Here is a 26502-nt window from a genome sequence, read left to right as displayed (position 1 = left end):
TCAGGGCATGGATGCTACCAGAGAAGCCATAAAACGAATGTTAAAAACCAGGAGGCTTTGTAGGGATTTTGTGACGAAATGTACTGACTGAAATGGTTGGCCGCGCAAGCGCGGCCAACCCTGGGGAGAGAAACCGCTTACAGCACGTTGACGGCCGGCGTTCCGGCAAGCACTTCGACGGTCTTGACGCTGGCGGTGGCTGGCGACGGCGCGACGCCGTTCGCCAGCTTGGCCATCTTGTGGAAGGCGCAGCTGAGCTTGCCCGGCGTCAGCGTCACCACCGCGTAGCCCTGGGCGTCGGTGTCGGCGTATTTCAGCCACGGGTTGAAGGTTTGCAGCGTGCCGGTGAAGGTGTTGACCGTCTGGCCGTTCACCGTCTGGTAGATCAGCGGCGCGGCCTTGGCGAATGCCGGCACGGTGTCGACCACGTTCTTGAAGTAGCTGAAGAAGGAGTTGCTGGAGATGCCGGCGGTCACCAGGTCCACCATCACCGGCGTCGGGCTGGCGGCGTCGAAGTCGTCATACACCTGTCCGGCGAAGAAGGCGTGGATGTCGCCGGTGATGCCCACCACGTTGCCGATGCTGTTGCCCTTCAGAAAGGCCATCAGCGCCTTGCGTTCGGCGTTGTAGCCGTCCCACTGGTCGGCGTTGAGGATGTATTGGTTGAGCAGCATGCTCGGCGGCAGGTTGGCGTCTAGCACGGGTTTCACCGCGGCGGCGAACACGCCGGCGCTGATCGCCCCGCCGCTGAAGCTGGCCAGCAACGGCTGGGTGTTGGCGTAGCTCAGCACAGGCGTCGCGCCGCTGGTGTCGGCGGCCAGCAGGTCCTGGTACAGCGCGCCGGTGAGCTGTTGCTGCTGGGCGGCGCTGAGGTTGAGGCCGAAATCCTGCGCCAGCGCGGCCGACAGGCCCTGTTCCAGCAGGCTGGCCACAGCCATGGTGCCGTCCACGCCCATTCGCAGCAGCGACACCTCGTTTCCCCACAGCTTCCAGGTGGTGGCGGCGCTTTGCATCTGCTGCTGCCACCAGGCGCGCTGGGCGGCGCCGAGGATGGACACGTTGAGCAGATTGCCGCCGGTGGACGCCATCTTGGCGGCCTCGGCCTGGGCCAGCGTGGTTTTGGGCACGAAGTAGCGGCTGCCCAGGTTGGCCAGGCCGGTGTTCGGCGCGGCGGTTTCCGGGATGATGTGGTCGGAGCGGTACAGGCGCTGGTCGGTCATCACCAGCGTAGCCAAGTTGCCGAAGGCGAAGCTGCGGTAGATCTGGATGTTCTGGAACGAGGGGGTCGCCAGATCGATGCTGACATCGGCCGGCGTGTATTCGAACCAGGCCTGGTTGGCGCTGCGGCGGCGCGGCGTGCTGGGCGCGCTGTCGTCGCCGGGGTAGTACACCTGGCGGTCTTGCCAACAGTCGTCGGAGAATTCGTGGTCGTCCCAGATAGAGATCACCGGGAAATTGGCGTGCACTGCCTGGATGCGCGGATCGGCGCGGTAGCTCTTGTACAGGTAGCGGTAGTCGGCCAGCGTGGTGGCGTAGATCGCGCCGTCGGCGCGCTTGGTGCCGTTGGGCAGCGTCAGCGGCGGATGGCGGGTTTCGTTGTTGCCGGTCTGGAAGCCGGCGCCTACGGTCTCGTAGATGTAGTCGCCGACGTGCATCACGAAATCCAGGTCCAGCTGGACGATTTCGTCGAAGGCGCCCCAGTGGTTGACGCTCCAGTCCTGACAGGTGATGTAGGCGAACTTCAACTGGGACAATGGCGTGCCGGCCGCCGGCGCGGTCTTGGTGCGGCCGGCCGCGCTGACGGTCTTGCCGGTCAGGAAGCGGTAGTAATAGGTGGTGGCGCTGGCCAGGCCGGTCACCTTGTGGCGCACCGTGTAGTCCCAGCCCGGGTCGGCGCTCAGCGCCTGGTTGACCAGCAGGTTGGAGAAGTCCGGTTTGTCCGACAGCTGCACGGTGACCGACAGCGAGGCTGCGCCATCGCCGCCGTCGACGCGGGTCCACAGGATGATGCTGTCCGGGCGCGGATCGCCGGACGCCACGCCCAGGCCGAAGCCCTGGCCGGCCGCGAGCTGGCGCTGGCTGCCCGAGTCGGAGCTGTCCGAGCCGCCGCCGCCGCAGCCCGCCGCGGCCACCGATACCGTCAGGAAACTGCCCCACTTGAGGAATTGCCGCCTATCCATCGTTTCTCCCGAGATTGTCGCTTGTTGTAGGAATGCGCAAAGTTGCGGATTATCGCGGGTCAATATTTAAGTTGCATGAATGGGGCGGTCAATTGAATCGAGCGTTTGCTCTAAGTGGTCGTCGCGTAAAACCAACAGCGATTTCTCGACTCCCATCTTGATGTGGCGCATGGATGCCCCCATAACCTTGTCTGCGAATGTGCTACACTTTTCAGCATTTTTTGCGGACACTCCCAACGGCCCGCTGGTTTCTGGATTCGACTACATGATTTCTTCGCTACTCAAGAAGGTTTTCGGCAGCCGCAACGATCGTCTGCTCAAGCAATATCGCCAAGAGGTGGCGCGCATCAACGCGCTGGAGCCGGCGATGCAGGCGCTGTCCGACGAGGCGCTGGCCGCCAAGACCCAAGAATTCCGCGATCGCCTGTCCAAGGGCGGCACGCTGGACGATCTGCTGCCCGAGGCTTTCGCCGTCTGCCGCGAGGCCTCGCGCCGCGTGATGGGCATGCGCCACTTCGACGTGCAGCTGATCGGCGGCATGGCGCTGCACCAGGGCAAGATCCCCGAAATGAAGACGGGCGAGGGCAAGACCCTGGTCGCCACGCTCGCGGTCTACCTGAACGCGCTGTCCGGCGACGGCGTCCACGTGGTGACCGTCAACGACTACCTGGTCAGCCGCGACGCCGGCATCATGGCGCCGCTGTACAACTTCCTCGGCCTGTCGGTCGGCATGAATTTGTCGCAGATGGCCCATGACGACAAGCAGGCCGCCTACGCCTGCGACATCACCTACGGCACCAACAACGAGTTCGGTTTCGACTACCTGCGCGACAACATGGTGTTCAGCGTCGAAGAGAAGGTGCAGCGCAAGCTGGCCTTCGCCGTGGTGGACGAAGTGGACTCCATCCTGATCGACGAGGCGCGCACGCCGCTGATCATCTCCGGCCCGGCCGACGACAACATCGACATGTACCAGCGCATGAACGCGGTGCCGCCGCTGCTCGTCCGCCAGGAAACCGAAGAAGGCGAAGGCGACTACTGGGTGGACGAGAAGGCACACTCGGTGCTGATGTCCGAAGCCGGCCATGAGCACAGCGAGGAAATCCTGACCCGCCTCGGCCTGCTGAAGGAAGGCGACAGCCTGTATTCGGCGACCAACATCACGCTGATGCACCACCTGATGGCCGCCCTGCGCGCCTATTCGCTGTTCCATATCGACCAGCACTACGTGGTGCAGGACGGCGAGGTGGTGATCGTCGACGAATTCACCGGCCGCCTGATGGCGGGCCGCCGCTGGTCCGACGGCCTGCACCAGGCCGTGGAGGCCAAGGAAGGCGTGGAGATCAACCGCGAGAACCAGACTCTGGCCTCGATCACCTTCCAGAACTACTTCCGCCTGTACGGCAAGCTGTCCGGCATGACCGGCACCGCCGACACCGAGGCCTACGAATTCCAGAGCATCTACAATCTGGAAACCGTGGTGATCCCGACCAACAAGCCGATGATCCGCAAGGATTCGCAGGACAAGGTCTACCGCTCCGCCAAGGAAAAGTACGAAGCGATCCTGGCCGACATCAAGGACTGCCACGAGCGCGGCCAGCCGGTGCTGGTGGGCACCACCAGCATCGAAAACTCCGAGCTGGTGGCCAATCTGCTGTCCCAGGCCAAGCTGCCGCACAATGTGCTGAACGCCAAGGAGCACGCCCGCGAAGCGGACATCGTGGTCCAGGCCGGCCGTCCGGGCGTGATCACCGTCGCCACCAATATGGCCGGCCGCGGCACCGACATCGTGCTGGGCGGCAACCCTGCGCCGGAAATCAAGGCGGTCGAGGCGGATGACAGCCTGTCCGACGCCGACAAGCAAGCCAAGATCGAAGCCATCCGCGCCGAGTGGAAACAACGCCACGCCGCGGTGCTGGAAGCGGGCGGCCTGCACATCGTCGGCACAGAGCGCCACGAATCCCGCCGCATCGACAACCAGCTGCGCGGCCGTTCCGGCCGCCAGGGCGATCCGGGCTCGTCCCGTTTCTACCTGTGCCTGGAAGATCCGCTGCTGCGCATCTTCGCCTCCGACCGCGTCGCCGCGATCATGGATCGCCTGAAGATGCCGGAAGGCGAGGCGATCGAGCATCCGTGGGTGAGCCGCTCGATCGAGAACGCGCAGCGCAAGGTGGAAGGCCGCAACTTCGACATCCGCAAGCAATTGCTGGAATACGACGACGTCGCCAACGACCAGCGCAAGGTGATCTACCAGCAGCGCAACGAGATCCTGGTGGAAGAGGACGTGTCCGACGTGGTGGTGAACATGCGCGAAGGCGTGATCTCCGACCTGGTCGACCTGCACCTGCCGCCGGAGTCGCTGGAAGAGCAGTGGGACCTGGCCGGCCTGGAGAAGACGCTGGCGTCGGACTTCCTGCTGGAAGCCCCGGTGGCCGAGTGGATCAAGGCCGAGCCGAATCTGGACATCGAGCAGATCCGCCTGCGCATCGTCGACATGGCCGCCGCCGCCTACCAGGCCAAGGTGGAGCAGGCCGGCGACGGCGTGATGCGCCAGTTCGAGCGCAGCCTGGTGCTGCAGATGCTGGACAATCACTGGCGCGAGCACCTGGCGGCGATGGACCACCTGCGGCAGGGCATCCATCTGCGCGGCTACGCGCAGAAGAACCCGAAGCAGGAGTACAAGCGCGAGGCCTTCGAGCTGTTCGCCGACATGCTGGAGCGCATCAAGCGCAGCGTGGTGCAAGTGCTGATGACGGTGCAGATCCGCGGCCAGGAAGACGTGGATGCGGTGGAGCCGCATTCGCTGCCTGACTTCGAGATGCAGCACGCCGAGCCGGGTTCGGCGCTGGGCGACGACGAGGACAATCCGCTGTCGCCGGAAGCGCTGGCCTCGCAAGGCCTGCGCATCAACCGCAACGACGCCTGCCCTTGCGGCAGCGGCAAGAAGTACAAGCAGTGCCACGGCCGCCTGGCCTGATCGCCTGATCCGGCAGCCAAGCAAAAGCCGACGCGACCGCGTCGGCTTTTTTGCGTCGGCCCGCCGCCGCGCTTTGCAAGGACATGCCATGGTGTTAGCATGGCGGCGGGTCAACAGTTCACCCAGGCGTCGCCGGCGATTTCGCCACGCTAAACCTGTCTTGGCTTGCAGCACTCATCATCTCGCTTGGCTCGAACCTCGTGCCAGGCCGCAACGGCGACCGCGGCAGTCCTTCCCGACCTTGGCACGCAGACAGGATTCGAACCATGTCTCGCACCGTTTATCCGTTCTACAGCAGCGATATCTCGTCCCTTGCCCGTTCCCTGAAGCGGCAGTGGATGGCGGAGGCCGAAGCGCCCGGCCATCTGCAGATTCTCAACATGCTGGCCCGCGCCGCCGGCTTCCAGAATTTCCAGCACCTGCGCGCCGAGCACGACCGCCCGCTCCCGGCCGAGCCGCAAACCGTGTCGAATGAAGCCCGCCGGCTGCTGCGCCACTTCGACGCCGAGGGCCGGCTCGCGCGCTGGCCGAAGAAATTCAGCGAGCAGCGCGCCTGCCTGTGGGCGTTGTGGTCGGGTTTGCCGCGCGGCGAGGAATGGGATGAGCCGGGGGCAAACGCCGCGATCCGCGCGCTGGAGGCTTTCGGCGATCACGTGCTGATCCGGCGCGAGCTGGTGGAGGGCGGTTGGATAGGCCGCACCGACGATTGCCGCCGCTACTGGCTGATCGAGCGGGAAGTGCCGGATGAAATGGCGGAGCTGGCGGAGCAGGTTCGCTTGCGGCGCGCCGGCTGAGCAGTGAGAGGGGCGTGGGTTGGCGAAGAGCCGGCCCCTCCCTTTTTTGCATGAGGGAAGGGCTGCGGGAGAAGCGATTACAGGTAGGGCTTCACCGCCGCTTCCAGTTTCTTCTCGTCCAGCTTGCCGGTCAGCGTCGCCGCCACCTTGCCTTGGCGATCCAGCACTAGCGTGTACGGCAGACCGCCGGTCTTGTTGCCCAGGCTGCGCATCAGATCCAGCGTGTCGTCGTTGCCCAGCAGGATCGGGTAGCCGATCTTCAGCTGCTTGACGAAGGGCTCCACCTGTTCCTTGCTGTCCAGCGCCACGCCCACCACTTCCACGCCCTTCGGCGACAGTTTCTTGCGCAGGCCGTTCAGCATCGGCATCTCTTCGCGGCACGGGCCGCACCAGGTGGCCCAGAAGTTCAGCACCGTCACCTTGCCCCTGTAGGCGGATACGGCCACCGGCTTGGCGTTGAGGTCGGCGAAGCGGCTTTGCTCCAGCGAGGGCGCCGCCTGGGCGGCCAGCGGCAGCGCGGCCAGCAGCAGGGAGGCGAACAGGCGTTTGGTGTTCATCGGCTTTTCCTGTGATGTCATTGGAATTGTCTTGGATTTCCGTAACTTGCGGCGATCCGGGGATGATCGAAAAATAAACTTTATGTTAAAATGTTCGATTGATTACTTTGCGGAGTGGGCATGTCTATCCTCGTCTGCGGGGCGCTCGCATACGATACCCTGTTCTCGTTCCATGGCCGATTCGACAGCCAGATCCTGCCGGATCAGCTGCACAAGATTTCGACCACCTTCCTCGCTCCGACGATGCGCCGCGAATTCGGCGGCATGGCCGGCAACATCGCCTACAGCCTGTGCCTGCTGGGCGAGACGCCGATCGTGATGGGCGTGGTGGGCGAGGACTTCGAGCCATATCGCCAGCACCTGAAGCGGGTGGGCGTGGACGACCGCTTCATCCGCCTGATCCGCAAGCAGTATACCCCGCAATGCTTCGGCATTGCCGACAAGGACGGCAACCAGCTGATGGCCTTCCATCCGGGCGCGATGGATTTCGCCACCGAGAACCACGTGTCCGACATCAAAGACCCGATCGAGCTGGCCATCCTGTCGCCGGGTGGCTACACCGCCTTCATCCAGCACTCGCGGGAGCTGGCGGCGGCGGGCATTCCGTTCATCTTCGATCCGGGCCAGGAGCTGCCGCTGCTGTCCAGCGACGAGATCCACGAGATCGTCGAGCTGGCCAGCTACGTGGCGATCAACGACTACGAGAGCGAGCTGATGCGCGAGCGCGCCGGCCTGACCGTCGACGACCTGCGCAAGAAGGTGAAGGCCCTGATCGTCACCCGCGGCTCCAAGGGCGCGGAGATCTACGTCGACGACACCGTGCACCTGATTCCGCGCGTGCAGATGCCCATCAAGCCGGTAGATCCGATGGGGTGCGGCGACGCGTTCCGCGCCGGCCTGCTGTGGGGCATCAGCCGCGGCGTGGACTGGAAGATCACCGGCCGCCTGGCCAATGTGATCGGCGCGATCAAGGTCACCACGCCGGGTTGCCAGAACCACTTCTTCGACTGGGACTCTTTGAAGGACATCTACTTCGAAGCCTATGGCGAGGAATGGCCGCTGTAATCAGGCTGGCCGTCATGCCTTGGAGGGCGCCGCGTTTCGCGGCGCCTTTTTGTTTGTCCGGCGAGCTATGATGAGAGTCCTGGCGAAAGGCGAGGAAATCGCCGCCGCGGGAATGCCTGCGCTGCGGGCCGCCGCTCTGCGGCTGGGACCGGATTTTCGCCTGCCTGGCGGGCCGCATTGCGCGCCGGCACTTGAATATGACTGTCGCCACCCCCACCATTAGCGAATTCAACGTCCGTTCCAAGGGGATATCATGCCACCTGTTCCGCACCTGGCCACCGCTCTCACCGGTCCGCTTTACGAGCTGGAAAGCCGAATCCTGGCCGCCCAGCCGCAGATCGAGCACTGGTTCCGCAGCCAGTGGCATGCCCACGCCACGCCGTTCTACGGCTCGGTGGACCTGCGCAACAGCGGCTTCAAGCTGGCGCCGGTGGACATGAACCTGTTTCCCGGCGGCCACAACAATCTGAACCCGGAATTCCTGCCGCTGGCGGTGCAAGCGGCGCAGAGCGCGGTGGACAAGGTATGTCCGGAAGCGCGCAGCATCCTGCTGATCCCGGAGAATCACACCCGCAATACTTTCTACCTGCAGAACGTCGCCACGCTGGTGCACATCTTCGAGCAGGCCGGCCTGAAGGTCCGCCTGGGCTCGCTGAATCCTGAGATCACCGAGCCGACCGAGCTGATCGCCGCCAATGGCGACAAGCTGACGCTGGAGCCGCTGGAGCGCCGCGGCAACCGCCTGGTGTTGGCCGATGGTTTCAACCCCTGCGTGGTGCTGCTCAACAACGACTTGTCCGGCGGCATTCCCGACCTGCTGAAGAACCTGGAGCAGACGCTGCTGCCGCCGCTGCACGCCGGTTGGGCGGTGCGCCGCAAGACCCATCATTTCGAAGCGTACAACAAGGTGTGCGACGACTTCGCCCGGCTGATCTCCATCGACCCATGGACCATCAATCCCTACTTCGCCAGCTGCGGCGGCCTGGATTTCCACGCCCGCACCGGCGAGGAACAGCTGGCTGAGACCGTGTCGCAGATGCTGGACAAGATCCGCCGCAAATACCGCGAATACGGCATCGACAACGACCCCTTCGTCATCGTCAAGGCCGACGCCGGCACCTACGGCATGGGCGTGATGAGCGTGAAGAGCCCGGACGAGGTGATCGGCCTCAATCGCAAGGCGCGCAACAAGATGTCGGTGGTCAAGGAAGGCTTGGAAGTGTCCGAGGTGATCATCCAGGAGGGCGTCTACACCTTCGAGACCGTCAACGAGGCGGTGGCCGAGCCGGTGGTCTACATGATGGACCGCTACGTGATCGGCGGCTTCTACCGCGTGCACACCGGCCGCGGCATCGACGAGAACCTGAACGCGCCGGGCATGCACTTTGTGCCGCTGTCGTTCGAGACGCCGTGCCTGCCGGACCGCAAGGGCCTGCCCGATTGCGCGCCCAACCGCTTCTACGCCTACGGCGTGATCTCGCGGCTGGCGCTGCTGGCGGCCTCGCTGGAGCTGGAAGCCACCGATCCGGACGCCGAATAACCCCCGCTGGAGCATAGACATGCGCATCCTGTTCATTGCCGACCCGCTGGAACATTTCAAGATTTACAAGGACACCACCTTCGCGATGATGGAGGAGGCGCACCGCCGCGGCCACGCGCTCAGCTTCGCCGAGGCGCGCCAGCTGTCGGTGGAGGGCGGCCGCCTGCAGGTGGACGCCTGCGACCTGGCCATCACCGAGGATCGCCAGAACTGGTACAAGCTGGGCCAGAAGCTGCGCCAGCCGCTGACCGCCTTCAGCGCGGTGGTGATGCGCAAGGACCCACCGTTCGACATGGAATACTTGTACGCGTCCCAGCTGTTCTCGCTGGCCGAGGAGCAGGGCGTCAAGGTGTTCACCAGCGGCCAGGCGCTGCGGGACTTCAATGAGAAGCTGGCCATCCTGCACTTCCCGGAGCTGATCTCGCCGACGCTGATCACCGGCGAGGCCCACCGCCTGCGCGCCTTCGTCAACCAGCACCAGGACGTGATCCTGAAGCCGCTGGACAGCATGGGCGGCGACAGCATCTTCCGCGTCAAGCCGGACGATCCCAACCTGTCGGTGATCATCGAAACCATTACCTGGCGCGGCAAGCGCACGGTGATGGCGCAGCGCTACATCCCCGAGATCCGCGACGGCGACAAGCGCATCCTGGTGATAGACGGCGTGCCGGTCGACCACTGCCTGGCGCGCATTCCCGCCGCCGGCGAGACCCGCGGCAACCTGGCGGCCGGCGGCCGCGGCGAGGCCAGGCCCTTGAGCGCGCGGGACCGCGAGATCGCCGAGGCGGTGGGGCCGGAGCTGAAGAAGCGCGGCATCCTGCTGGCCGGCCTGGACGTGATCGGCAACTACCTGACCGAGGTCAACGTCACCAGCCCGACCTGCTTCCGCGAGATCATGGACCAGACCGGCATCAACGTCGCCGGCCTGTACCTCGACGCGCTGGAGCGGCGCTGCCAGCATTGAGCGCTTTGCCGCGCGGCGCATCCGCGCTACCATGCCGGTCTTTTGAAAGCCGGCGCCGCCGGATTGTGGAGCGATGATGGGAAAACCGCAGGAAAGTCCGTTCAAGGGCAAGACCGGCATCACCCGGCTGGTCAATGCCTTAGGCTATTCGCTGGACGGCCTGAAGGCGGCGTTCCGCCATGAGGACGCGTTCCGCCAGTTGACCATCCTGGCGCTGATCCTGATCCCGGCCGCCTTCATCGTCCATACCACGCCGCTGGCCCGCGCGCTGCTGGTGGCCAGCAGCCTGGCCACGCTGATCATCGAGCTGCTCAATTCCGCGATCGAGGCGGCGGTCGACCATACTTCGCTGGAGCGCCATCCGCTGGCCAAGCGGGCCAAGGACATGGGCAGCGCCGCCCAACTGCTGGGCCTGATCAATCTGGCCACGGTCTGGGGCATCGTGCTGTTCGGCTGAGGGAACCGAACTTGGTCGTCCGGTTCTGACAACCAGGCCCCGCCGCGGCGGGGCCTTTGTTTTGTCCGGAAACAGGAGAGCGATATGTGGATTTCCCCGCAACAGGCCGGCGTCGAAGAGCTGGTGCAGAACCTGGCGCTGTGGCTGAAACTGGCGGTGGAGGCCTGCGGCGCGCTGGCGATCGCCGCCGGCGTGCTGCTGGTGGCGGGCCGCTGGCTGCGGCAGAGCCTGGCCGGGCAGCATAGCGACTACAACCGGCTGCGGCTGACCTTCGCGCGCTTCCTCGCCCTGGCGCTGGAGCTGCAGCTGGCGGCCGACATCCTGTCCACCGCGGTGGCGCCCAGCTGGGACCAGATCGGCAAGCTAGGCGCCATCGCAGTGCTGCGCACCGCGCTCAATTACTTCCTGGCGCGCGAGATTCGCGAAGCGGAGGCAGGCCGGGCCGCTGCCTGACCGGGCCTCAGCATTGTCTGTGGTCTGGATAGCCGGGATAGACGCGGGTGCAGCCCGGTTCCTCCGCGACCTTGCCTTGTTTGCCCAGCAGCTGCCAGCACGAGTCGCGCGCGACCAGGGTGCGGTACACCGGGCTGCGGCTTGGTAGAACATCAGATCCTGGCCGCGGAAGGCGTCCAGCGGCAACAACGGGTGCTCGGAGGCCGGCAGCAGCATCGCTGCGGCGTGCGGCGTCATGTCGGCGATCTGCGCGCGGTCGGCCGCGGACAGGCCGAAGAAGGCGATCAGGAAGGCAACGGGCAGGATCAGGTAGGCGTGGCCCGCGAAGCCAAGCAGGGTGAGGATGCGGCGCCGGTGAGCGGGAAGTGGCTGCTGACTTTCATGGTTTCTATCCATTGGTGCGGACTCGGCGGCTCCCAGGACCTGCGCAGGTGGTGTGTCGCGGCGGCGATCCGCCGGGACGAATTGGATTGAGGGTGGGGGGGCCATAGACGGCGATTATAGCGCTGGAGGGCGAGTGGCTTTCCATATAATCAATAACTTAATCATGCTGCCGGCTTGCTGCCTGCAACGGCCGTGTTTGCCTGGATGATGCCGATCCGCAACAAAATCGGCAGCGAACGGATTCTTCCGGGCCATCATGGTCACTTTCTGCCAATTTCATAACAATTGGCAATTCCATTGCTCATTGCCATTCATTTGGAATTTTATCCTGGCGGTCTGAGCCCGTAAAAATCATGCCTTTCTTCCGCGCCAGCAATTGTCAATCCGTAGAATCCTGGTTTTTCAAAAGGTGGTACTCCATATTGTGGTTCACTATTTATAAATCTCAATATCATGGAAAGTCTCAGTAAAATTCTGTCATAAAGAGCAGTTTCCATAGTTATTTTGACTGATCTTTCTATCAGCCTAATTTATTTCAAAATCTCTCAACCTTCTCCTGATGAGTGCCGATAACTCATTCAACTGCTATTTATACACTCTTTGGCATGCCGATTTGAATGTATGAATGGTAGGAGTGTGAGTGCAGTGGGCCAAAGCCAATATATGGGGTGGCGCACAAAATAGGAGAAGGTATTTGCGCGTGAAATCGACTTCTCCTAATTCTTGGTTTTTGATTATTTTTGGAGTCTATATCATGAATGATTTTTTGAAAGAATCAGCAATTGGTTTGGATCAGATCCAAAATATGGATCAATTGTGGCAGGCCGTCATCAAGTGCCGACTGCATGATAATCCTCCCATTCCAATCAGCGATGTCTTGGCGATGGAGCAGATATACGATCAATTATCGCCCAGTCTTACGGTTCAGGATATGGCGAATGTGTTTGCTGGAGTCTATATCGATTCCTATTGGCAAGATGATGGCCAGCATCCTGAAGTGATGGCTCATCACCTGACCGAGGCGTTGGGCATTCGTTATGATACATCCTTGCCCTATGCCAGGAGTGCCATGAAGCAGTGGCGGGGCATTTTATGCCGAAAAAACAAATACGATGCAGGCAGTGTTCCTCAAGCGGTTTACACTGACTCCTTGGACATTGTTTGCAATCAAGATGTTCCATTGACGGCTGAGCAATTGATCAGTCAATGGGAGTCCGAGTTTTATAAGACGCCTAAAGTCGGCAAGAATTATATTTATACTCGTTGTCAAAATAGGGCATTCAATGGCAAGATAAGCAATATAAGCGTGCAAATGTTTTATGTTGATGGTGGATTCAATCAGCCGCCTTCCTCTTGGGTGCAATGTCGTACTGTAAATGGCGGGAAGCGGCAGGGCGAGGTTTTAAATGAACGTGGCGGACTTGCTCTTTTGAATATGGGAGATAAAGGGGCGTCGGAAGGCTTTATTCTTGATTTGAGAACCCCTCAGCATGTGTGCATAGTCTCTACGGCGTCTTATCCATTTTTCAGCAAAAATAATCCGCTGACTTATACGACGGGGAACTGGAATTCCGCTCAGTGGATTCAGTATAACGGCGCAATGGCCTGGAGGAATGTTGACCCGCAGCTCAAGAGCGGAGATGAATCTCTGGTGTTTCATAATCAGGACGCAACGCCTGAACAGTTCAGTTTTGTCTTGAAATGCCGTCGCGTGCCGCCTGGATCCAAGTTGCGGATGTATTCGGAAGATCCGGCGGCGGCCTTTGATAGCGGTCTGGTGAATGTGGTGAACAATTTCCAGGAGCTGCATGTTTCCACGATTACACCGCCGCATTATGCTGGCCATCTCAAGCTGCATCTGGAGGGACCGGATGGCAAGCTGCTGCCGAGCGATGCCGCGGTGGATATCAGCCTGCTTTGGTGCGTGCCTCATTCGCACCCTCAATACCTGCAAGCCGTGACTTTGCTCGGCGCAGCCCACGCGGTGCCGGCATTGCAAAGCGTGCATATGCCATTGGGGCACTTCACTCTGTTGGGCGCTGGGGAGTGAGCTTGCTGGCTAAGTCAGCTTAGTTGGCCTGATGGATTGACTCGCCGGAGACGAAAAACAGCCCTGCCGGCAACGCCGGCAGGGCTGTTTGTTGATCGGTTCGGGAGAGCCAGACTTACGCAGGGTTGGCCTCTTCCTTGCCTTCCGGCGGCGCGATCTGCTCGGCGTGTCCGCATTCTTTCTGCGGGCACACCTTCTCGGTGCCGCGGCGTTTGGTGGTCTTGATCGTCAGGATCGGCCAGTTGCACTTCGGGCACGGCTCGGCGATCGGTGGATTCCAGGTCGCGTACTTGCACTTCGGATAGGTGTTGCAGCTGTAGAACAGCTTGCCGTAGCGGCTCTTGCGCTCGATCAGCTGGCCGGTCTTGCATTCCGGGCAGGTGACGCCGGTCTCGCGCGGCTTCTCCAGCGGCTCGATGTGCTTGCACTTTGGATAGTTGGCGCAGCCGATGAACTTGCCGTAGCGGCCCTTCTTGATGTGCAGCTCGCCGCCGCAGTCCGGGCAGGAGCGGCCTTCTATCACCGTCGGCGCTTCGGCTTCCTCGGCCGCTTGCTCCGCTGTCTCGCCCATGTTGCGGGTGTAATCGCATTCCGGGTAGCCAGTGCAGGCGATGAAGCGGCCGCGCTTGCCGAACTTGATCGACAGCGGCTTGCCGCATTTCGGGCAGTCCTCGTCCAGGCTCTCGGTGGTGACTTCGGCGCGGGAGATGCTTTCCTTCTCGTCGATCTGCTTCTTGAAGCCCTTCCAGAAGGTGTCCATCACCGGCACCCACTGGCGGCCGCCATTGGCGATCTCGTCCAGCTGGTCTTCCAGCTTGGCGGTGAAGTTGTAGTCGACGTACTGGGCGAAGTGCTCGGTCAGGAATTTGTTGACGATGTCGCCGGTGTCTGTCGGCAGGAAGCGCTTCTTGTCCAGGATCACGTATTCGCGGTCCTTCAGCGTCGAGATGATGCTGGCGTAGGTGGACGGCCGGCCGATGCCGAATTCTTCCAGCGCCTTCACCAGGCTGGCTTCGGAGAAGCGCGGCGGCGGCTGGGTGAAGTGCTGCTCGCCGTACAGCTTGTCCACCGGCAGCTCTTCGCCTTCGGCAAGCTGCGGCAGCTTGGCGTTGTCTTCATCCTCGGCGTCGTCGACGTCCTCCTCGTACACGGCGAGGAAGCCGGCGAAGGTCTGCACCTGGCCGCTGGCGCGGAACACGCCTTCGCCCACCAGGATGTCGACGCTGGTGGTGTCGAACTTGGCCGGCGCCATCTGGCAGGCCAGCGTCCGTTTCCAGATCATGTCGTACAGTTTGAACTGGTCGGTGGTCAGGAAGGGCTTGACCATCTCCGGCGTGCGCAGGATGGACGTCGGGCGGATGGCCTCGTGCGCTTCCTGGGCGTTCTTGGCCTTGCTCTTGTAGGCGACCGGGTTCTTCGGCAGGAAATCGGCGTCCCATTTCAGGCCTATATAGCCGCGAATCTCCTCCACCGCCTCATTGGCCAGCGCCACCGAGTCGGTACGCATATAGGTGATCAGACCGACGGTGCCCTGGCCGATGTCCATGCCCTCGTACAGCTGCTGCGCGGTGCGCATTGCGCGGTCGGTGGTCATGCCCAGCTTGCGCACGGCCTCCTGTTGCAGCGTCGAGGTGGTGAACGGCGCGGCGGGGCTGCGCGATTTCTTTTTCTTCTCGATGGAGCCGACCGTGGCCGGCAGGTTCTGCAGGCGGGCCAGCACGGCGGCCTGCTCGGCTTCGTTCGGGATGTCGAACTGGTCGAGCTTCTTGCCGGCGAGCTGGGTCAGCTTGGCCGAGAACTTGGTGCGGCTCTTGTGGCTGTCGAGGTGGACCGACCAGTATTCCTGCTGCTCGAAGGCCTTGATCTCGTTCTCGCGCTCGCAGATCAGCCGCAGCGCCGGGCTCTGCACGCGGCCGGCGGACAGGCCGCGGCGGATCTTCTTCCACAGCAGCGGCGATAGGTTGAAGCCCACCAGGTAGTCCAGCGCGCGGCGCGCCTGCTGCGCATCCACCAGGTCCTGCGCGATGTCGCGCGGGTTCTGGATCGCGTCCAGCACCGCGTTCTTGGTGATCTCGTGGAACACTACGCGCTGGGCGGTCTTGTCCTTCAGCAGCTTCTTGCTGTTGAGGATCTGCACCAGATGCCAGGAAATGGCTTCGCCTTCGCGGTCCGGGTCAGTCGCCAGATAGACGTGGTCGGCCTCGCGCACTGCGCTGACGATGGCGTCTACGTGCTTGCTGTTGCGCGCGATCAGCTGGTACTTCATCGCGAAGTCTTTTTCCGGATCGACGGCGCCGTTCTTCGGCACCAGATCGCGCACGTGGCCGTAGGAGGCCAGGACCTCGAAGTCCGGGCCCAGGTATTTTTTCAGCGTTTTCGCCTTCGATGGCGATTCAACGATCAGGAGGCTGGAGGGCATATTATCTTTTCAGCAAAATTCGAGGCCGGACGCGCCCGGCCGACACATCTTGTTATATCCGTCAAACAAAACAAGAGCGCAAGGGCGCTCTTGAATGCTAAATAGGGTCACGATCGGTCGGCGGCATGTTAAGCCCGCTACACCGAGGCTGACAAGCTATTGCATGGTTGGTTCGCCATGCACCGCTTCCAGCAGCGCCTCGCCCAGCAGGATGGGCAGTTCCGCCTGTTGCGCCCACAACACCATCAGCACCAGCAGCTTGGCGGTATCGACGTCCAGATCCTCGGGGTCCAGCTCCAGCAGGCGGTCGATCACCATTTCGCGCTGGGCGGGACTGAGCGCGCCGTTGTCTTCCAAAAACTGGATCAAGCCGCGCACGTCGGGCGGCAGGTGCTCCAGTTCGCTGTCGGCGTAGACGCGCAGGCCGCTGCCCTCGTCGGCGCCCAGATAAGGCTCGACGCTGGTTTCGCTGACGCTGTCCAGCCAGTCCAGCGCTTCGCCGATGTCGTCGTCGTCGAAGCCGACGGCGTTCAGCTGGCGGGTCAGGGCGCCGCGATCGCCGAAGGCGGCGGGGTCGCTGTATTGCTCGAATAAATAGGTGAGTACGTCAAACATCGGTATTTTTCGTGAAGAACGCTGGGCGCTCAGAGTTGTGCGAGCCGCTGGAAGCGGCCGCCCGGCAGGCTGGCCACGCGGCCTGCCAGTTCCAGTTCGAGCAGCATCGCGTAAACCTCTCCGGGAGTCAACCCGAGCGTCCCGGCCAGCGAATCCGCCAGCACCGGCTCCCAACCCATGCTGAGCAGCAGCGGCGGCGCTTCCGGCTCAGCGTCCCGCGCGATGGCGGCCGGCGCGGCGGGCAGCCGGCCGATCTCGTCCAGCACGTCGTCCACGGTTTCCACCAGCCGCGCGCCGTCCTTGATCAGCCGGTGGCAGCCGCGAGCCTGGGCATTGTGGATGCTGCCCGGTATCGCCATCACGTCGCGGTTGCTCTCCATCGCCAGCCGCGCGCTGATCAGCGAGCCGGAGGCGGTGCCGGCCTCCACCACCAGGCAGCCGAGGGCGAGGCCGGCGATGATGCGGTTGCGGCGCGGGAAGTGGCCGGCCAGCGGCCCCATGCCCAGCGGGAACTCAGACAGGATCAGGCCCTCCGCCGCGACGCGGTGCGCCAGCTGGCGGTTGGACGCCGGATAGACGCGGTCGATGCCGGTGCCGATCACCGCGATGGTGGACGCCGGATGCGCGAGCGCGCCGTGGTGGGCGGCGGCGTCGATGCCGCTGGCCAGGCCGCTGACGATGGTGTAGCCGTGGGCGGCCAGCGCGGACGAGAAGTCTTCTGCGTTGCGCTTGCCCTGCGGGGTAGCGGCGCGGCTGCCGACCACGGCCAGCATCGGCCGCGCCAGCAGTTCGCGCCGGCCGCGGCCGAACAGCAGCGGCGGCGGCGACGCGGCCTCCGCCAATTGCGGCGGGTAGTCGTCGTCCTGCAGCGTGATCAAATGGCAGCCGTCGCCCGCGGCCCAGGCCAGCGCGGCCTGAACGTCTTCCGCGGCCGCGCCGGCTTGCAGCGCTTCCGCCGCTTCGCGGCCCACCAGCTTTTCGGTTTGGGCGGCGCGGGCGGCGGCGGCGTGTCCGGCCGAGCCGAACGCGTCGATCAGCTTGAGAAATCCGACCGGTCCGATGCCGGGGGTCAGCGCCAGCGTCAGCCAGCCTTGCAGTTCAGTCGTCATCAGTCTTCCGGCGTGGCGACGCTGTCGCCGACGTAGAGGGCGCCCTTGCTGTCCAGCACCAGCGCGTAGGACACCTTGTCGAACACGCGGTAGACGAACAGCGAGCCGGCCTGCTCGGTCGGCAGCTGGGTTTCGCGCTTCTTGCCGGCGGCGTCGGCGATGGTGATGGAATTGCCCTTCTTGTAGATGCCGAACACCAGGCCCGGCTCGATGTGGTTGCGCTCGCCGAGGTTGATCGCCACCGTCGAGTACTGGGCGGCGCCGTCTATGCCCTGATAGACGGCGATGATCTTGCCGCGCAGGTCTTCTTCCGGGCGTCGCGGCACATAGTTGACGAAGGCGGCCTTGGGCGCGCGCACCAGGTGGTCGCCGACCAGCACTTCGCCGGCCACGCTGCGGACGGTCAGCGTCTGGATGTCGGGACGCAGCTTGTCTACCGCCAGATCGCCACCATATACGGCTTCGACCCCTAGCACTTCCTTGCTGTCGGGGTCCACCAGCTGCTTGCCCAGCCGGTAAGCCTGCCAGGTGCCGTTCTCGGTCACGCCGCTGGCGTAGACGCGGTCGCTCTGGGTGATGCTGAGCCGCTCGTCCGGTCCGGCCACCAGCCTCGGCCCGGTGGCGAACTGGGCGGGATCGACGACCAGCGGCCGCGCGAGGAAGGGCTCGATCGCCTCGGCGGGGATGCTGGCGATCGCGCGGTCCTGCTCCTCGGGCCTGGCCTGGGGCGACAGCTTGACCTCGCGCTGGATGTCGGAAGCCAGGCTGAGCCTGGGCCGGCCGTTGACGTAATCGAGCACCAGCACATTGCCCGGGTAGATCCAGTGCGGGTTGCGGACCTGGTCGCGGTTCATCCGCCACAGCTCCGGCCAGCGCCAAGGGCTTTGCAGGTAATGGCCGGCGATGCTCCACAGCGTGTCGCCGCGCGCGACCGTGTAGCGCGTGGGGGCGTCGGGCTTGACGGTCAGATCGTCTGAAAAGGCGGGAAAGGCCAGCCCCATCAGCAGGGCAAGCGATATAATGCGTTTACGCATGCGAGGAATCCCAATTTTGATGCCGGCGCGCCAAGGCGCGGCGCCGGAGAGGAACGAAGCTGCGCCGAACCGCTCTATTATCGACGCGGGCGCGGCAATACGACAACTTGGAGTGAGTGGATAGCAATGGCGCTGTTGAACATTTTGCATTACCCGGACGAAAGACTGCACACGGTGGCCAAGCCGGTGGAGGTTTTCGACGCCGCGTTGCAGCAGCAGATAGACGATATGTTCGAGACCATGTACGAGGCCAAGGGCATCGGCCTGGCGGCCACGCAGGTCGATTACCATCGCCGCCTGGTGGTGATGGACATCTCGGAGGAGCGCGACGAGCGCCGGGTGTTCATCAACCCGGAAATCGTCGCCAAGGACGGCGAGACCGTCTATGAGGAAGGCTGCCTGTCGGTGCCCGGCATCTACGACAAGGTGACCCGCGCCGAGCACGTCAAAGTGAAGGCGCTGGACCGCGACGGCAAACCGTTCGAGCTGGAGGCCGACGGCCTGCTGGCGATCTGCATCCAGCATGAGATCGACCACCTGAACGGCGTGGTGTTTGTCGAGCGGCTGTCGCAGATGAAGCAGACCCGCATCAAGACCAAGTTGAAAAAGCGCGAAAAGCAGAACATGTAATTTCCGGCCGGATGGCCAGGAGCAGGCGGCGCCGCGCGACGGCGCCGCTGTCGTTGTCGGGGAACTGATCAAGATGAAACTGATTTTTGCCGGTACGCCGGAATTCGCCGCCGCCGCGCTGCGCGCGCTGATAGACGCCGGCCACGAGATCGCGCTGGTGCTGACTCAGCCCGACCGGCCGGCAGGCCGCGGCATGAAGCTGAAGCCGAGCCCGGTCAAGGAAGTGGCGCTGGCGCATGGCCTGCGCGTCGAGCAGCCGGAAAAGCTGCGCGGCAACCTGGAAGCGCAGCAGATGCTGCGCGACGTCGGCGCCGAGGTGATGGTGGTGGCCGCCTACGGCCTGATTCTGCCGCAGGACGTGCTGGAGATTCCGGCGCGCGGCTGCTTGAACATCCACGCGTCCTTGCTGCCGCGCTGGCGCGGCGCGGCGCCGATCCAGCGCGCCATCCTGGCCGGCGACGCGGAAACCGGCATCACCATCATGCAGATGGACGTCGGCCTCGACACCGGCGACATGCTGAGTATCCACCCGCTGGCGATCGCCGCCGACGAAACCGCCGCCACGCTGCACGACAAGCTGGCCGCCTGCGGCGCGCAGGCCATCGTCGAGACGCTGGGCCGCCTGGACGCGATCCTGCCGCAAAAGCAGCCGGAAGACGGCGTCACCTACGCGCAAAAGCTGTCCAAGGCCGAAGCCGAGGTCGACTGGACGCTGTCGGCAGAGGATGTCGCCCGCGCGATCCGCGCCTACAACCCGGCGCCGGGGGCCTTCACCCAGTTTGGCGGCGAGCCGCTGAAGCTGTGGCTGGCCAGCGCCGAGGCCGGTTCCGCGGAGCCGGGCGCGGTGGTGTCCGCCGACGCCGACGGCGTGCTGGTGGGGGCCGGACAGGGCCTGGTGCGGCTGACCGTGCTGCAGGCCGCCGGCGGCAAGCGGCTGGCCGCGCGCGATTTCGTCGCCGGCAAGAGCCTGCCGGCGGGAACCCGCCTGGGCGTTTGACGCACTAAGAGTCTACTTACGGTCTTTTTCTCGTGGCGGCGGTTCTCCGTTGGCCGCAAGTCTGGAAAAAAGATCGCGCGCAGTCTCTAAAAAATAGGCAAACCCGCAGTTGCGAGAGGAGAGCATGAACGATAACTGGCTGAAGACCACGCTGCTGATGGCCGCGATCATGGCCCTGTTCGTCCTGATCGGCGGCATGTTGGGCGGCAAGGGCGGCATGTTGCTGGCGCTGTTGTTCGGCGGCGGCATGAATCTGTTCGCCTGGTGGAATTCCGACCGCATGGTGCTGTCGATGTACAACGCGCAGGAAGTGGACGCCAACAGCGCGCCCGAATTCTATAGCATGGTGGCGGAGCTGGCGCAGCGCGCCGGCCTGCCGATGCCGCGCGTTTACGTGATCCACGAGGACCAGCCCAACGCCTTCGCCACCGGCCGCAATCCGGAGAACGCCGCGGTGGCCGCCACCAGCGGCATCATGCGCATGCTCGACTACCGCGAACTGCGCGGCGTGATGGCCCATGAGCTGGCCCACGTCAAGCACCGCGACACGCTGATCTCCACCCTCTCCGCGACGATGGCGGGCGCGATCTCCGCGCTGGCCAACTTCGCCATGTTCTTCGGCGGCCGCGACGAGAACGGCCAGCCGGTCGGCCTGCTGCCGCGGCTGGCGGTGGCTTTTCTCGCGCCGGTGGCGGCCAGCCTGATCCAGATGGCGATCTCGCGCGCGCGCGAGTTCGAAGCCGACCGGGGCGGAGCTGAAATTTCCGGCGATCCGCTGGCTTTGGCTTCCGCTTTGCAGAAAATCGAATATTATGCCCAGGGCATTGCGATGCCGGCCGCAGAGGCGCACCCGGAGACCGCGCAGATGATGATCATCAATCCGCTGTCCGGCGGCGGCGTCGGCGATTTGTTCCGCACCCACCCGCATACCGCCGACCGCATTGAACGGCTGCACGCGCTGGCGCGCGGCGCCTGTTGACGCAAGCACCTGAACCGACCCGCGGCCAGTCCCCAGGACTGGCCTTGTTTCATCGAAAGACACACCATGCATCAAATCCAGCAACTGGCCGCCGAGATCCTGGCCCGCATCGAGGCCGGCACCACCCTCACCGACGCGCTGGCCGACGCCCATCGCCAGGCCGGCAAGCTGACGCCCGCCGAGCGCGGCGCGCTGCAGGACCTGAGCTACGGCAGCCTGCGCCATCTGGGCGTGCTGCGCCACTGCCTGCGCCAGCTGGTGCCGCATCCGCTGCCGGAGCCGCAGGTGGAGCGCCTGCTGCTGATCGCGCTGTACCAGCTGCAATACACCCGCGCCGCGCAGTACGCGGTGGTGCACGAGGCGGTGACGCTGGCCGGCATGATGGCGCGCGGCAAGTTCAAGGCGCTGGTAAACGGCGTGCTGCGCAACTTCCAGCGCCGCCGCGACGAGCTGCTGGCCAACGCCGCGGCCGACGAGGTGGCGCAGGCCAACCATCCGGACTGGTGGGTGGCGCGGCTGAAGGCGGCTTATCCGGCGGAATGGCGCGGCATCCTGGACGCCAGCAATGTCCACCCGCCGCTGACGCTGCGCGTCAACCGCCGCCGCATTTCGGTGGAGGATTATCTGGGCCGGCTGGAGGAGGCTGGCCTGGCGGCCAAGGCGCTGGGCGACGACGCGGTGCAACTGGCGCGGCCGGTGGCGGTGCGCGATCTGCCCGGCTTCGCCGACGGCTTGGCCTCGGTGCAGGACGAGGGCGCGCAGCGCGCCGCGCACTGGCTGGACCTGCAGCCGGGCCTGCGGGTGCTGGACGCTTGCGCCGCGCCGGGCGGCAAGACCGGCCACATGCTGGAGCGCGCCGACGTGGAGGTGACCGCGCTGGACATCGACGCCACGCGCCTGGCCCGCGTCGGCGACAATCTGCGGCGGCTGGGCCTGTCCGCCCAGCTGATCGAGGCCGACGCGTCGCGGCCGGACGACTGGTGGGGCGGCCGTCCGTTCGACCGCATCCTGGCCGACGTGCCGTGCTCGGCTTCCGGCGTGGTGAGACGCCATCCGGACATCAAGTGGCTGCGCCGGCCCGGGGATTTCGCCGCGCTGGGAGAGCAGCAGGCGGCGATGGCCGACGCGCTGTGGCCGCTGCTCGCCAGCGGGGGAAAAATGCTATACGCTACCTGCTCGATTTTTCCCGAAGAAAACCGCCAGCAATTGGAGGGCTTCCTCAAGCGCCACGCGGACGCGGTGTGCCTGAAAGAAGAACAACTGCTGCCTTGTGAGCGACATGACGGCTTCTATTACGCGCTGCTTGAGAAACATTAGCCTGCTGTTGGCTCTGCTCTGTTGCCTGCTGCCGCCGGCGCTGGCCGACACCATAGGCTCGCGCCGCGCGGAGGCCGAAGTGATGCCGGACGGCACGCTGGCGGTCAGCACCCGGTTCCTCACCAAACTCACCCCCAGCCTCAGCGAGGCGCTGGAGCAGGGGGTGGTGCTGGGCTTCCGCTTGGAGTTCGAGCTGACCAAGCCCCGCGCCACGTCATATTACCTGTCGCTGCGCGAGTGGTTCGACCCGCACGCGCAGCTGGCTTTCAAACTGTCCTACCAGCCGTTGACCGGTCGCTACCGCGTCACCATCGGCAGCCTGTCCAATTACTATCCCACCTTGCGCGAAGCCTTGTCCGCTCTCGGCGCGATCCAGGGCTGGCGAGTGCTCAATCCCGGCACGCTGGATCCGAAGAGGCCCGGCCAGGTGGCCGGCCAGGTCCGGCTGCTGCTGGACATCGGCGATCTGCCCAAACCCTTCCAGATGAACGCGCTGGGCTCTGACGACTGGTCGCTGGATTCCGGCTGGATCAAGCTGGACGTCAAGGACGCCGGCTGATGCGCTACGCCACCATCGCGATGGCGACGGTCGGGGCCATCCTGCTTTATCTGCTGGCGGTGGCCACCGGCAACGCTTCCAAGCTCAACGATTACTACTGGTGGGTTTTCGGCCTCAACAGCCTGCTGCTGCTGGCCCTGCTCGGCGTGGTGGGCCGCCAGCTGTGGCGCTTGCGCCAGCGGGTGAAGAACCGCGTGTTCGGCGCCAAGCTGACGCAGAAGCTGGCGCTGATGTTCGCCGGCGTCGCGCTGGTGCCGGGCCTGCTGGTTTTCACCGTGTCGGCGCAATTCCTGACCCGCAGCATTGAAAGCTGGTTCGACGTGCGCGTCGAGGCGGCGTTGGACCGCGGCCTGGTGTTGGGCCGCAGCGCGCTCAACTACGTGTTGGACGATGTCGGCCGCAAGGGGCGGATGGTGCAGGACGAGGTGGAGGCGCTGCCGGACGGCGTGCTGCCGGTGCGGCTGGAACGGCTGCGCGAGCAGCTGGGCCTGAAGGAAATCGCCATCTTCAACCGCGGCAACGGCCAGCTGCTGGCTTTCGCCGGCGGCGACGCGCGCGGACTGCCGCAATCCCCAGGCCATGAAGCGCTGCGGGGAGTCAAGCTGCGCACGCCGCAGCAGAGCATAGAGAACGACGGCAACAACGGCTTGGCGCTGAGAGTGCTGCTGGCTTACCGGGGCCCGGGCGAGCAGACGCGGGTGCTGCAGCTGCTGCAGGCGGCGCCGGCCGATATCAGCCGCGACGCCGAACAGATCGAAAGCGCTCGCTCCGAATATCGGCAATTGCTGCTGGCGCGGCAGGGCTTGCGCACCTTCTACATGCTGACGCTGGCGCTGGCGGTGCTGCTGGCGCTGACGGCGGCGCTGGCTTTCGCGCTGTTCCTATCGGAGCGGCTGTCGGCGCCCTTGTCCGAGCTGGCGGCGGGCACCCGTGCGGTGGCGCAGGGCGACTTTTCCAAGCGCCATCCGGTCTACCGCCGCGACGAGCTGGGCATGCTGACCACGCTGTTCAACCGTATGACGCAGCAATTGGACGAGGCGCGGCAGCTGGCGGAAAAGAGCCGCGGCGAGCTCGAGGGCGGCAAGCTTTATCTGGAAAGCATACTGGCGAATTTGTCGGCCGGGGTGATCGCTTTCGGCGGCGACTGGCAGATCCGCGCCGCCAATACCAGCGCCTCGCGCATTTTGGGCTTCGATTTCAGCCAGTTGGCCGAGCACCGTTTTCCCGAGTGGGGCGGCCTGATACCGGCGGTGGCCAGCCTGGTGGAAACGGTGATGCAGCACGCAGACAGCGACGTCGAAAGCGACTGGCAGACCCAGCTCGGCTACGACACCGCCCAGGGCGAGCGCACGCTGCTGGTGCGCGGCGCGCGGCTGCCCGAGCATTCCAGCGACGGTTACGTGCTGGTGTTCAACGACATCACCGAACTGGCCCGCGCCCAGCGCGACGCGGCCTGGGGCGAGGTGGCCAAGCGCCTGGCGCACGAGATCCGCAATCCGTTGACGCCCATCCAGCTGTCCGCCGAGCGGTTGGCGATGAAGCTGGCGGACAAGCTGGAAGGCCCGGACGCCGACATGCTCAAGCGCTCCACCGACACCATCATCAAGCAGGTGGGCGCGCTGAAAAGCATGGTGGAGGCGTTCCGAGACTATGCCCGCGCGCCCAAGATCAAACTGGTGAAACTTGATCTCAATCAGGTGATCCGGGAGGTGATGGCCCTTTACGAATCCAATCCTGCTGTTAAGATTGCGCTGGACGAAGTTCCGCTGATGATCATGGGGGATGCGGCTCTGTTGCGGCAGGTGCTGCATAACCTGATGCAAAACGCCCAGGATGCAGTCCTTGACGTTGGCATCCCGATGATTCAAATTAGCAGCCGACAAGAAGAAGGAAACGCGCTCGTCAGCGTCGAGGACAATGGCGCGGGCTTCGGCCCGGACATCCTCCGACGCGCGTTCGAGCCATATGTGACCAGTAAAGCCAAGGGAACCGGTCTTGGACTGGCCGTGGTCAAGAAGATTATGGAAGAACACCATGGACAGGTCATTTTGGGGAACGCCGGGCAGCATGGCGCGCGCGTCCTTCTCTCCCTGCCATTGCTGGAGGCCTAATGCGTAGCAGCGACATTTTGATTGTGGACGACGAGATCGGCATCCGAGAGCTGCTCTCCGAGATCCTGCAGGACGAAGGTTATACCGTGGCTTTGGCGGAAAACGCCGAAGTGGCCCGCCAATTGCGCAATCAGACCCGGCCGGCGCTGGTGCTGCTGGATATCTGGATGCCCGATTGCGACGGCGTCACCCTGCTGAAGGAATGGGCCAAGTCCGGCCTGCTCAACATGCCGGTGGTGATGATGTCCGGCCACGCCAGCATAGACACCGCGGTGGAAGCCACCCGCATCGGCGCCTTTGATTTCCTGGAAAAGCCGATCGCGCTGCAGAAGCTGTTGACCACGGTTCAGCGCGCGCTGAAGTACGGCGACATGCAGGCCAATACCTCGCTGAACCTGGACAAGCTGGGCCGCAGCGAGCCGATCCAGGAGCTCAAGCGCCAGCTGGAGCGAGTGGCCAAGGTGAAGTCGCCGGTGCTGCTGACCGGCGAGTCCGGCTCCGGCTTCGAGCTGGTGGCGCGTTTTTTCCACCAGGGCAATACGCCGTGGGTGACGCCGGCCAAGCTGGAGCAGCTGGCCGACGCGCCGCTGGAACTCTTGCAGAAGGCCAACAACGGCGTGCTCTACCTGCCGGAGATCGGCCAGTACAGCCGCCGTGTGCAGCAGGGCCTGCTGTTTCTACTGTCCAAGCTCGACCGCTTCAACGTGCGTCTGATCTGCTCCTGCAGCCGTCCGCTGCAGGAACTGCTGGTGGACCCGGAGTGCGACAACCGCCTGCTGACTGCGCTGTCCAGCGTGATCGTGCCGATCCCGCCGCTGCGCGAGCACGCCGAGGACATCACTTTCATCGCCGAGCAGATCCTGGTGGAGCTGGTGGAATCCAAGCAGGTGCCGGCGCGCAAGCTGACCACCGCCGCGCTGAACGCGATGCGCCAGTATGACTGGCCGGGCAATTTGGAACAGCTGCGCAGCATCATCAAGAGCTTGGCGCTGACCGCCGAGTCCGACGAAGTCGACGCCGGCGAGGTCAACAAGGTGCTGGCCCAGTTCCGCCACGAAAAGCCGGTGGAGGAGTCGGGCTTCGACTTCAACATCCCGCTGCGCGAGTTGCGCGAACAGCTGGAGCGCCGCTATTTCGAGTACCACATCTCGCTGGAGAACGGCAATATGAGCCGGGTGGCGCAGAAGGTGGGCCTGGAGCGCACTCACTTGTACCGCAAGCTGAAGCAGCTGGGCATCAAGTTCGCCCGCAAGGTGGCTGAGGAGTAAGGCAAAACGCCCGATGTCGCGTCGCGGTAATGTTGGGCTTCGC

22 protein-coding genes are annotated in these 26502 nt (G+C 64.2%); 16 read left to right on the top strand and 6 right to left on the bottom strand.

The window, feature by feature from the left end; translation table 11 throughout:
* Positions 1–137: 137 nt before the first annotated feature.
* Entirely contained in the window at positions 138–2180 is a 2043-nt protein-coding gene (locus LQR33_RS10165) for an alkaline phosphatase D family protein (protein WP_231468785.1), read from the bottom strand.
* Positions 2181–2445: 265 nt separating this feature from the next.
* Here LQR33_RS10165 and secA point away from each other — a divergent pair, with 265 nt between their 5' ends.
* Together secA and LQR33_RS10155 are read left to right on the top strand one after the other, a co-directional pair.
* Positions 2446–5157: a preprotein translocase subunit SecA gene (gene secA / locus LQR33_RS10160; protein WP_221665898.1), complete on the top strand. Its 2712-nt coding sequence runs from the start codon at positions 2446–2448 to the stop codon at positions 5155–5157.
* 266 nt (positions 5158–5423) lie between these two features.
* The gene (locus LQR33_RS10155) at positions 5424–5951 is read left to right on the top strand and encodes a DUF2087 domain-containing protein (RefSeq protein WP_166439842.1); all 528 of its coding nucleotides are present in this window, start codon (positions 5424–5426) and stop codon (positions 5949–5951) included.
* Positions 5952–6028: 77 nt separating this feature from the next.
* On the opposite strand, the gene LQR33_RS10150 is transcribed toward LQR33_RS10155, so the two are convergent.
* On the bottom strand, positions 6029–6508 hold the full coding sequence (locus LQR33_RS10150; protein WP_231468783.1) for a TlpA family protein disulfide reductase: 480 nt from the start codon (positions 6506–6508) through the stop codon (positions 6029–6031).
* Between the two features lie 120 nt (positions 6509–6628).
* Here LQR33_RS10150 and LQR33_RS10145 point away from each other — a divergent pair, with 120 nt between their 5' ends.
* The 7 genes from LQR33_RS10145 to LQR33_RS10115 all read left to right on the top strand — a co-directional run bounded on the left by LQR33_RS10145 (position 6629) and on the right by LQR33_RS10115 (position 13421).
* Positions 6629–7573, top strand: coding sequence for a carbohydrate kinase family protein (locus LQR33_RS10145; RefSeq protein WP_021475566.1), 945 nt, complete (start codon positions 6629–6631; stop codon positions 7571–7573).
* A 253-nt stretch (positions 7574–7826) separates the two neighbouring features.
* The gene (gshA, locus tag LQR33_RS10140) at positions 7827–9113 is read left to right on the top strand and encodes a glutamate--cysteine ligase (protein ID WP_231178527.1); all 1287 of its coding nucleotides are present in this window, start codon (positions 7827–7829) and stop codon (positions 9111–9113) included.
* 19 nt (positions 9114–9132) lie between these two features.
* A complete protein-coding gene (gshB, locus tag LQR33_RS10135; RefSeq protein WP_046157925.1) occupies positions 9133–10077 on the top strand; it encodes a glutathione synthase in 945 nt (314 codons plus the stop codon).
* Between the two features lie 76 nt (positions 10078–10153).
* On the top strand, positions 10154–10534 hold the full coding sequence (locus LQR33_RS10130) for a diacylglycerol kinase (protein WP_046157936.1): 381 nt from the start codon (positions 10154–10156) through the stop codon (positions 10532–10534).
* An 84-nt stretch (positions 10535–10618) separates the two neighbouring features.
* Positions 10619–10987 (top strand): DUF1622 domain-containing protein, encoded by a 369-nt coding sequence (locus LQR33_RS10125; protein ID WP_166439840.1) that lies wholly within the window; start codon positions 10619–10621, stop codon positions 10985–10987.
* A gap of 141 nt (positions 10988–11128) precedes the next feature.
* Complete coding sequence (locus LQR33_RS10120) at positions 11129–11461, top strand: hypothetical protein (protein ID WP_231468781.1); 333 nt, start codon at positions 11129–11131, stop codon at positions 11459–11461.
* A 550-nt stretch (positions 11462–12011) separates the two neighbouring features.
* Positions 12012–13421 (top strand): hypothetical protein, encoded by a 1410-nt coding sequence (locus LQR33_RS10115; RefSeq protein ID WP_231468779.1) that lies wholly within the window; start codon positions 12012–12014, stop codon positions 13419–13421.
* A 115-nt stretch (positions 13422–13536) separates the two neighbouring features.
* Here LQR33_RS10115 and topA read toward each other — a convergent pair whose 3' ends face one another.
* The 4 genes from topA to LQR33_RS10095 all read right to left on the bottom strand — a co-directional run bounded on the left by topA (position 13537) and on the right by LQR33_RS10095 (position 18598).
* The gene (gene topA / locus LQR33_RS10110) at positions 13537–15840 is read right to left on the bottom strand and encodes a type I DNA topoisomerase (protein WP_231468777.1); all 2304 of its coding nucleotides are present in this window, start codon (positions 15838–15840) and stop codon (positions 13537–13539) included.
* A 156-nt stretch (positions 15841–15996) separates the two neighbouring features.
* Entirely contained in the window at positions 15997–16455 is a 459-nt protein-coding gene (locus LQR33_RS10105) for a Smg family protein (RefSeq protein WP_021475573.1), read from the bottom strand.
* A gap of 29 nt (positions 16456–16484) precedes the next feature.
* Positions 16485–17564, bottom strand: coding sequence for a DNA-processing protein DprA (gene dprA / locus LQR33_RS10100; protein ID WP_231468775.1), 1080 nt, complete (start codon positions 17562–17564; stop codon positions 16485–16487).
* A complete protein-coding gene (locus tag LQR33_RS10095; RefSeq protein ID WP_221667913.1) occupies positions 17564–18598 on the bottom strand; it encodes a LysM peptidoglycan-binding domain-containing protein in 1035 nt (344 codons plus the stop codon). Before LQR33_RS10095 ends, dprA begins: the two co-directional genes overlap by 1 nt.
* Positions 18599–18724: 126 nt before the next feature.
* Here LQR33_RS10095 and def point away from each other — a divergent pair, with 126 nt between their 5' ends.
* The 7 genes from def to LQR33_RS10060 all read left to right on the top strand — a co-directional run bounded on the left by def (position 18725) and on the right by LQR33_RS10060 (position 26459).
* A complete protein-coding gene (def, locus tag LQR33_RS10090; protein ID WP_166439835.1) occupies positions 18725–19228 on the top strand; it encodes a peptide deformylase in 504 nt (167 codons plus the stop codon).
* 73 nt (positions 19229–19301) lie between these two features.
* Positions 19302–20225 carry a methionyl-tRNA formyltransferase gene (fmt, locus tag LQR33_RS10085; protein ID WP_221667912.1) on the top strand — a complete coding sequence of 308 codons (924 nt, stop codon included), beginning with the start codon at positions 19302–19304 and terminating at the stop codon, positions 20223–20225.
* 124 nt (positions 20226–20349) lie between these two features.
* Positions 20350–21204 carry a zinc metalloprotease HtpX gene (gene htpX, locus LQR33_RS10080; protein WP_021475278.1) on the top strand — a complete coding sequence of 285 codons (855 nt, stop codon included), beginning with the start codon at positions 20350–20352 and terminating at the stop codon, positions 21202–21204.
* A 66-nt stretch (positions 21205–21270) separates the two neighbouring features.
* Positions 21271–22521: a 16S rRNA (cytosine(967)-C(5))-methyltransferase RsmB gene (gene rsmB / locus LQR33_RS10075; protein ID WP_221665905.1), complete on the top strand. Its 1251-nt coding sequence runs from the start codon at positions 21271–21273 to the stop codon at positions 22519–22521.
* Complete coding sequence (locus LQR33_RS10070; RefSeq protein WP_231178532.1) at positions 22508–23080, top strand: DUF4390 domain-containing protein; 573 nt, start codon at positions 22508–22510, stop codon at positions 23078–23080. The genes rsmB and LQR33_RS10070 overlap by 14 nt, the downstream gene beginning before the upstream one ends.
* Positions 23080–25191: a sensor histidine kinase gene (locus LQR33_RS10065; protein ID WP_221665906.1), complete on the top strand. Its 2112-nt coding sequence runs from the start codon at positions 23080–23082 to the stop codon at positions 25189–25191. The genes LQR33_RS10070 and LQR33_RS10065 overlap by 1 nt, the downstream gene beginning before the upstream one ends.
* Complete coding sequence (locus tag LQR33_RS10060; protein ID WP_166439829.1) at positions 25191–26459, top strand: sigma-54-dependent transcriptional regulator; 1269 nt, start codon at positions 25191–25193, stop codon at positions 26457–26459. Before LQR33_RS10065 ends, LQR33_RS10060 begins: the two co-directional genes overlap by 1 nt.
* The last annotated feature ends 43 nt before the right edge of the window (positions 26460–26502 follow it).

Origin of the sequence: Chromobacterium piscinae (genome assembly GCF_021129175.1) — a bacterium.
Classification (GTDB): Bacteria; Pseudomonadota; Gammaproteobacteria; order Burkholderiales; family Chromobacteriaceae; genus Chromobacterium; species Chromobacterium piscinae.
This window is presented reverse-complemented; position numbering and strand designations above follow the sequence as displayed.

Bases quoted from the DNA above. Each gene is read 5' to 3' on its own strand.
- LQR33_RS10165 (WP_231468785.1), bottom strand. From the start codon at position 2,180: ATGGATAGGCGGCAATTCCTCAAGTGGGGCAGTTTCCTGACGGTATCG.
- secA (WP_221665898.1), top strand. From the start codon at position 2,446: ATGATTTCTTCGCTACTCAAGAAGGTTTTCGGCAGCCGCAACGATCGT.
- LQR33_RS10155 (WP_166439842.1), top strand. From the start codon at position 5,424: ATGTCTCGCACCGTTTATCCGTTCTACAGCAGCGATATCTCGTCCCTT.
- LQR33_RS10150 (WP_231468783.1), bottom strand. From the start codon at position 6,508: ATGAACACCAAACGCCTGTTCGCCTCCCTGCTGCTGGCCGCGCTGCCG.
- LQR33_RS10145 (WP_021475566.1), top strand. From the start codon at position 6,629: ATGTCTATCCTCGTCTGCGGGGCGCTCGCATACGATACCCTGTTCTCG.
- gshA (WP_231178527.1), top strand. From the start codon at position 7,827: ATGCCACCTGTTCCGCACCTGGCCACCGCTCTCACCGGTCCGCTTTAC.
- gshB (WP_046157925.1), top strand. From the start codon at position 9,133: ATGCGCATCCTGTTCATTGCCGACCCGCTGGAACATTTCAAGATTTAC.
- LQR33_RS10130 (WP_046157936.1), top strand. From the start codon at position 10,154: ATGGGAAAACCGCAGGAAAGTCCGTTCAAGGGCAAGACCGGCATCACC.
- LQR33_RS10125 (WP_166439840.1), top strand. From the start codon at position 10,619: ATGTGGATTTCCCCGCAACAGGCCGGCGTCGAAGAGCTGGTGCAGAAC.
- topA (WP_231468777.1), bottom strand. From the start codon at position 15,840: ATGCCCTCCAGCCTCCTGATCGTTGAATCGCCATCGAAGGCGAAAACG.
- LQR33_RS10105 (WP_021475573.1), bottom strand. From the start codon at position 16,455: ATGTTTGACGTACTCACCTATTTATTCGAGCAATACAGCGACCCCGCC.
- dprA (WP_231468775.1), bottom strand. From the start codon at position 17,564: ATGACGACTGAACTGCAAGGCTGGCTGACGCTGGCGCTGACCCCCGGC.
- LQR33_RS10095 (WP_221667913.1), bottom strand. From the start codon at position 18,598: ATGCGTAAACGCATTATATCGCTTGCCCTGCTGATGGGGCTGGCCTTT.
- def (WP_166439835.1), top strand. From the start codon at position 18,725: ATGGCGCTGTTGAACATTTTGCATTACCCGGACGAAAGACTGCACACG.
- fmt (WP_221667912.1), top strand. From the start codon at position 19,302: ATGAAACTGATTTTTGCCGGTACGCCGGAATTCGCCGCCGCCGCGCTG.
- htpX (WP_021475278.1), top strand. From the start codon at position 20,350: ATGAACGATAACTGGCTGAAGACCACGCTGCTGATGGCCGCGATCATG.
- rsmB (WP_221665905.1), top strand. From the start codon at position 21,271: ATGCATCAAATCCAGCAACTGGCCGCCGAGATCCTGGCCCGCATCGAG.
- LQR33_RS10065 (WP_221665906.1), top strand. From the start codon at position 23,080: ATGCGCTACGCCACCATCGCGATGGCGACGGTCGGGGCCATCCTGCTT.
- LQR33_RS10060 (WP_166439829.1), top strand. From the start codon at position 25,191: ATGCGTAGCAGCGACATTTTGATTGTGGACGACGAGATCGGCATCCGA.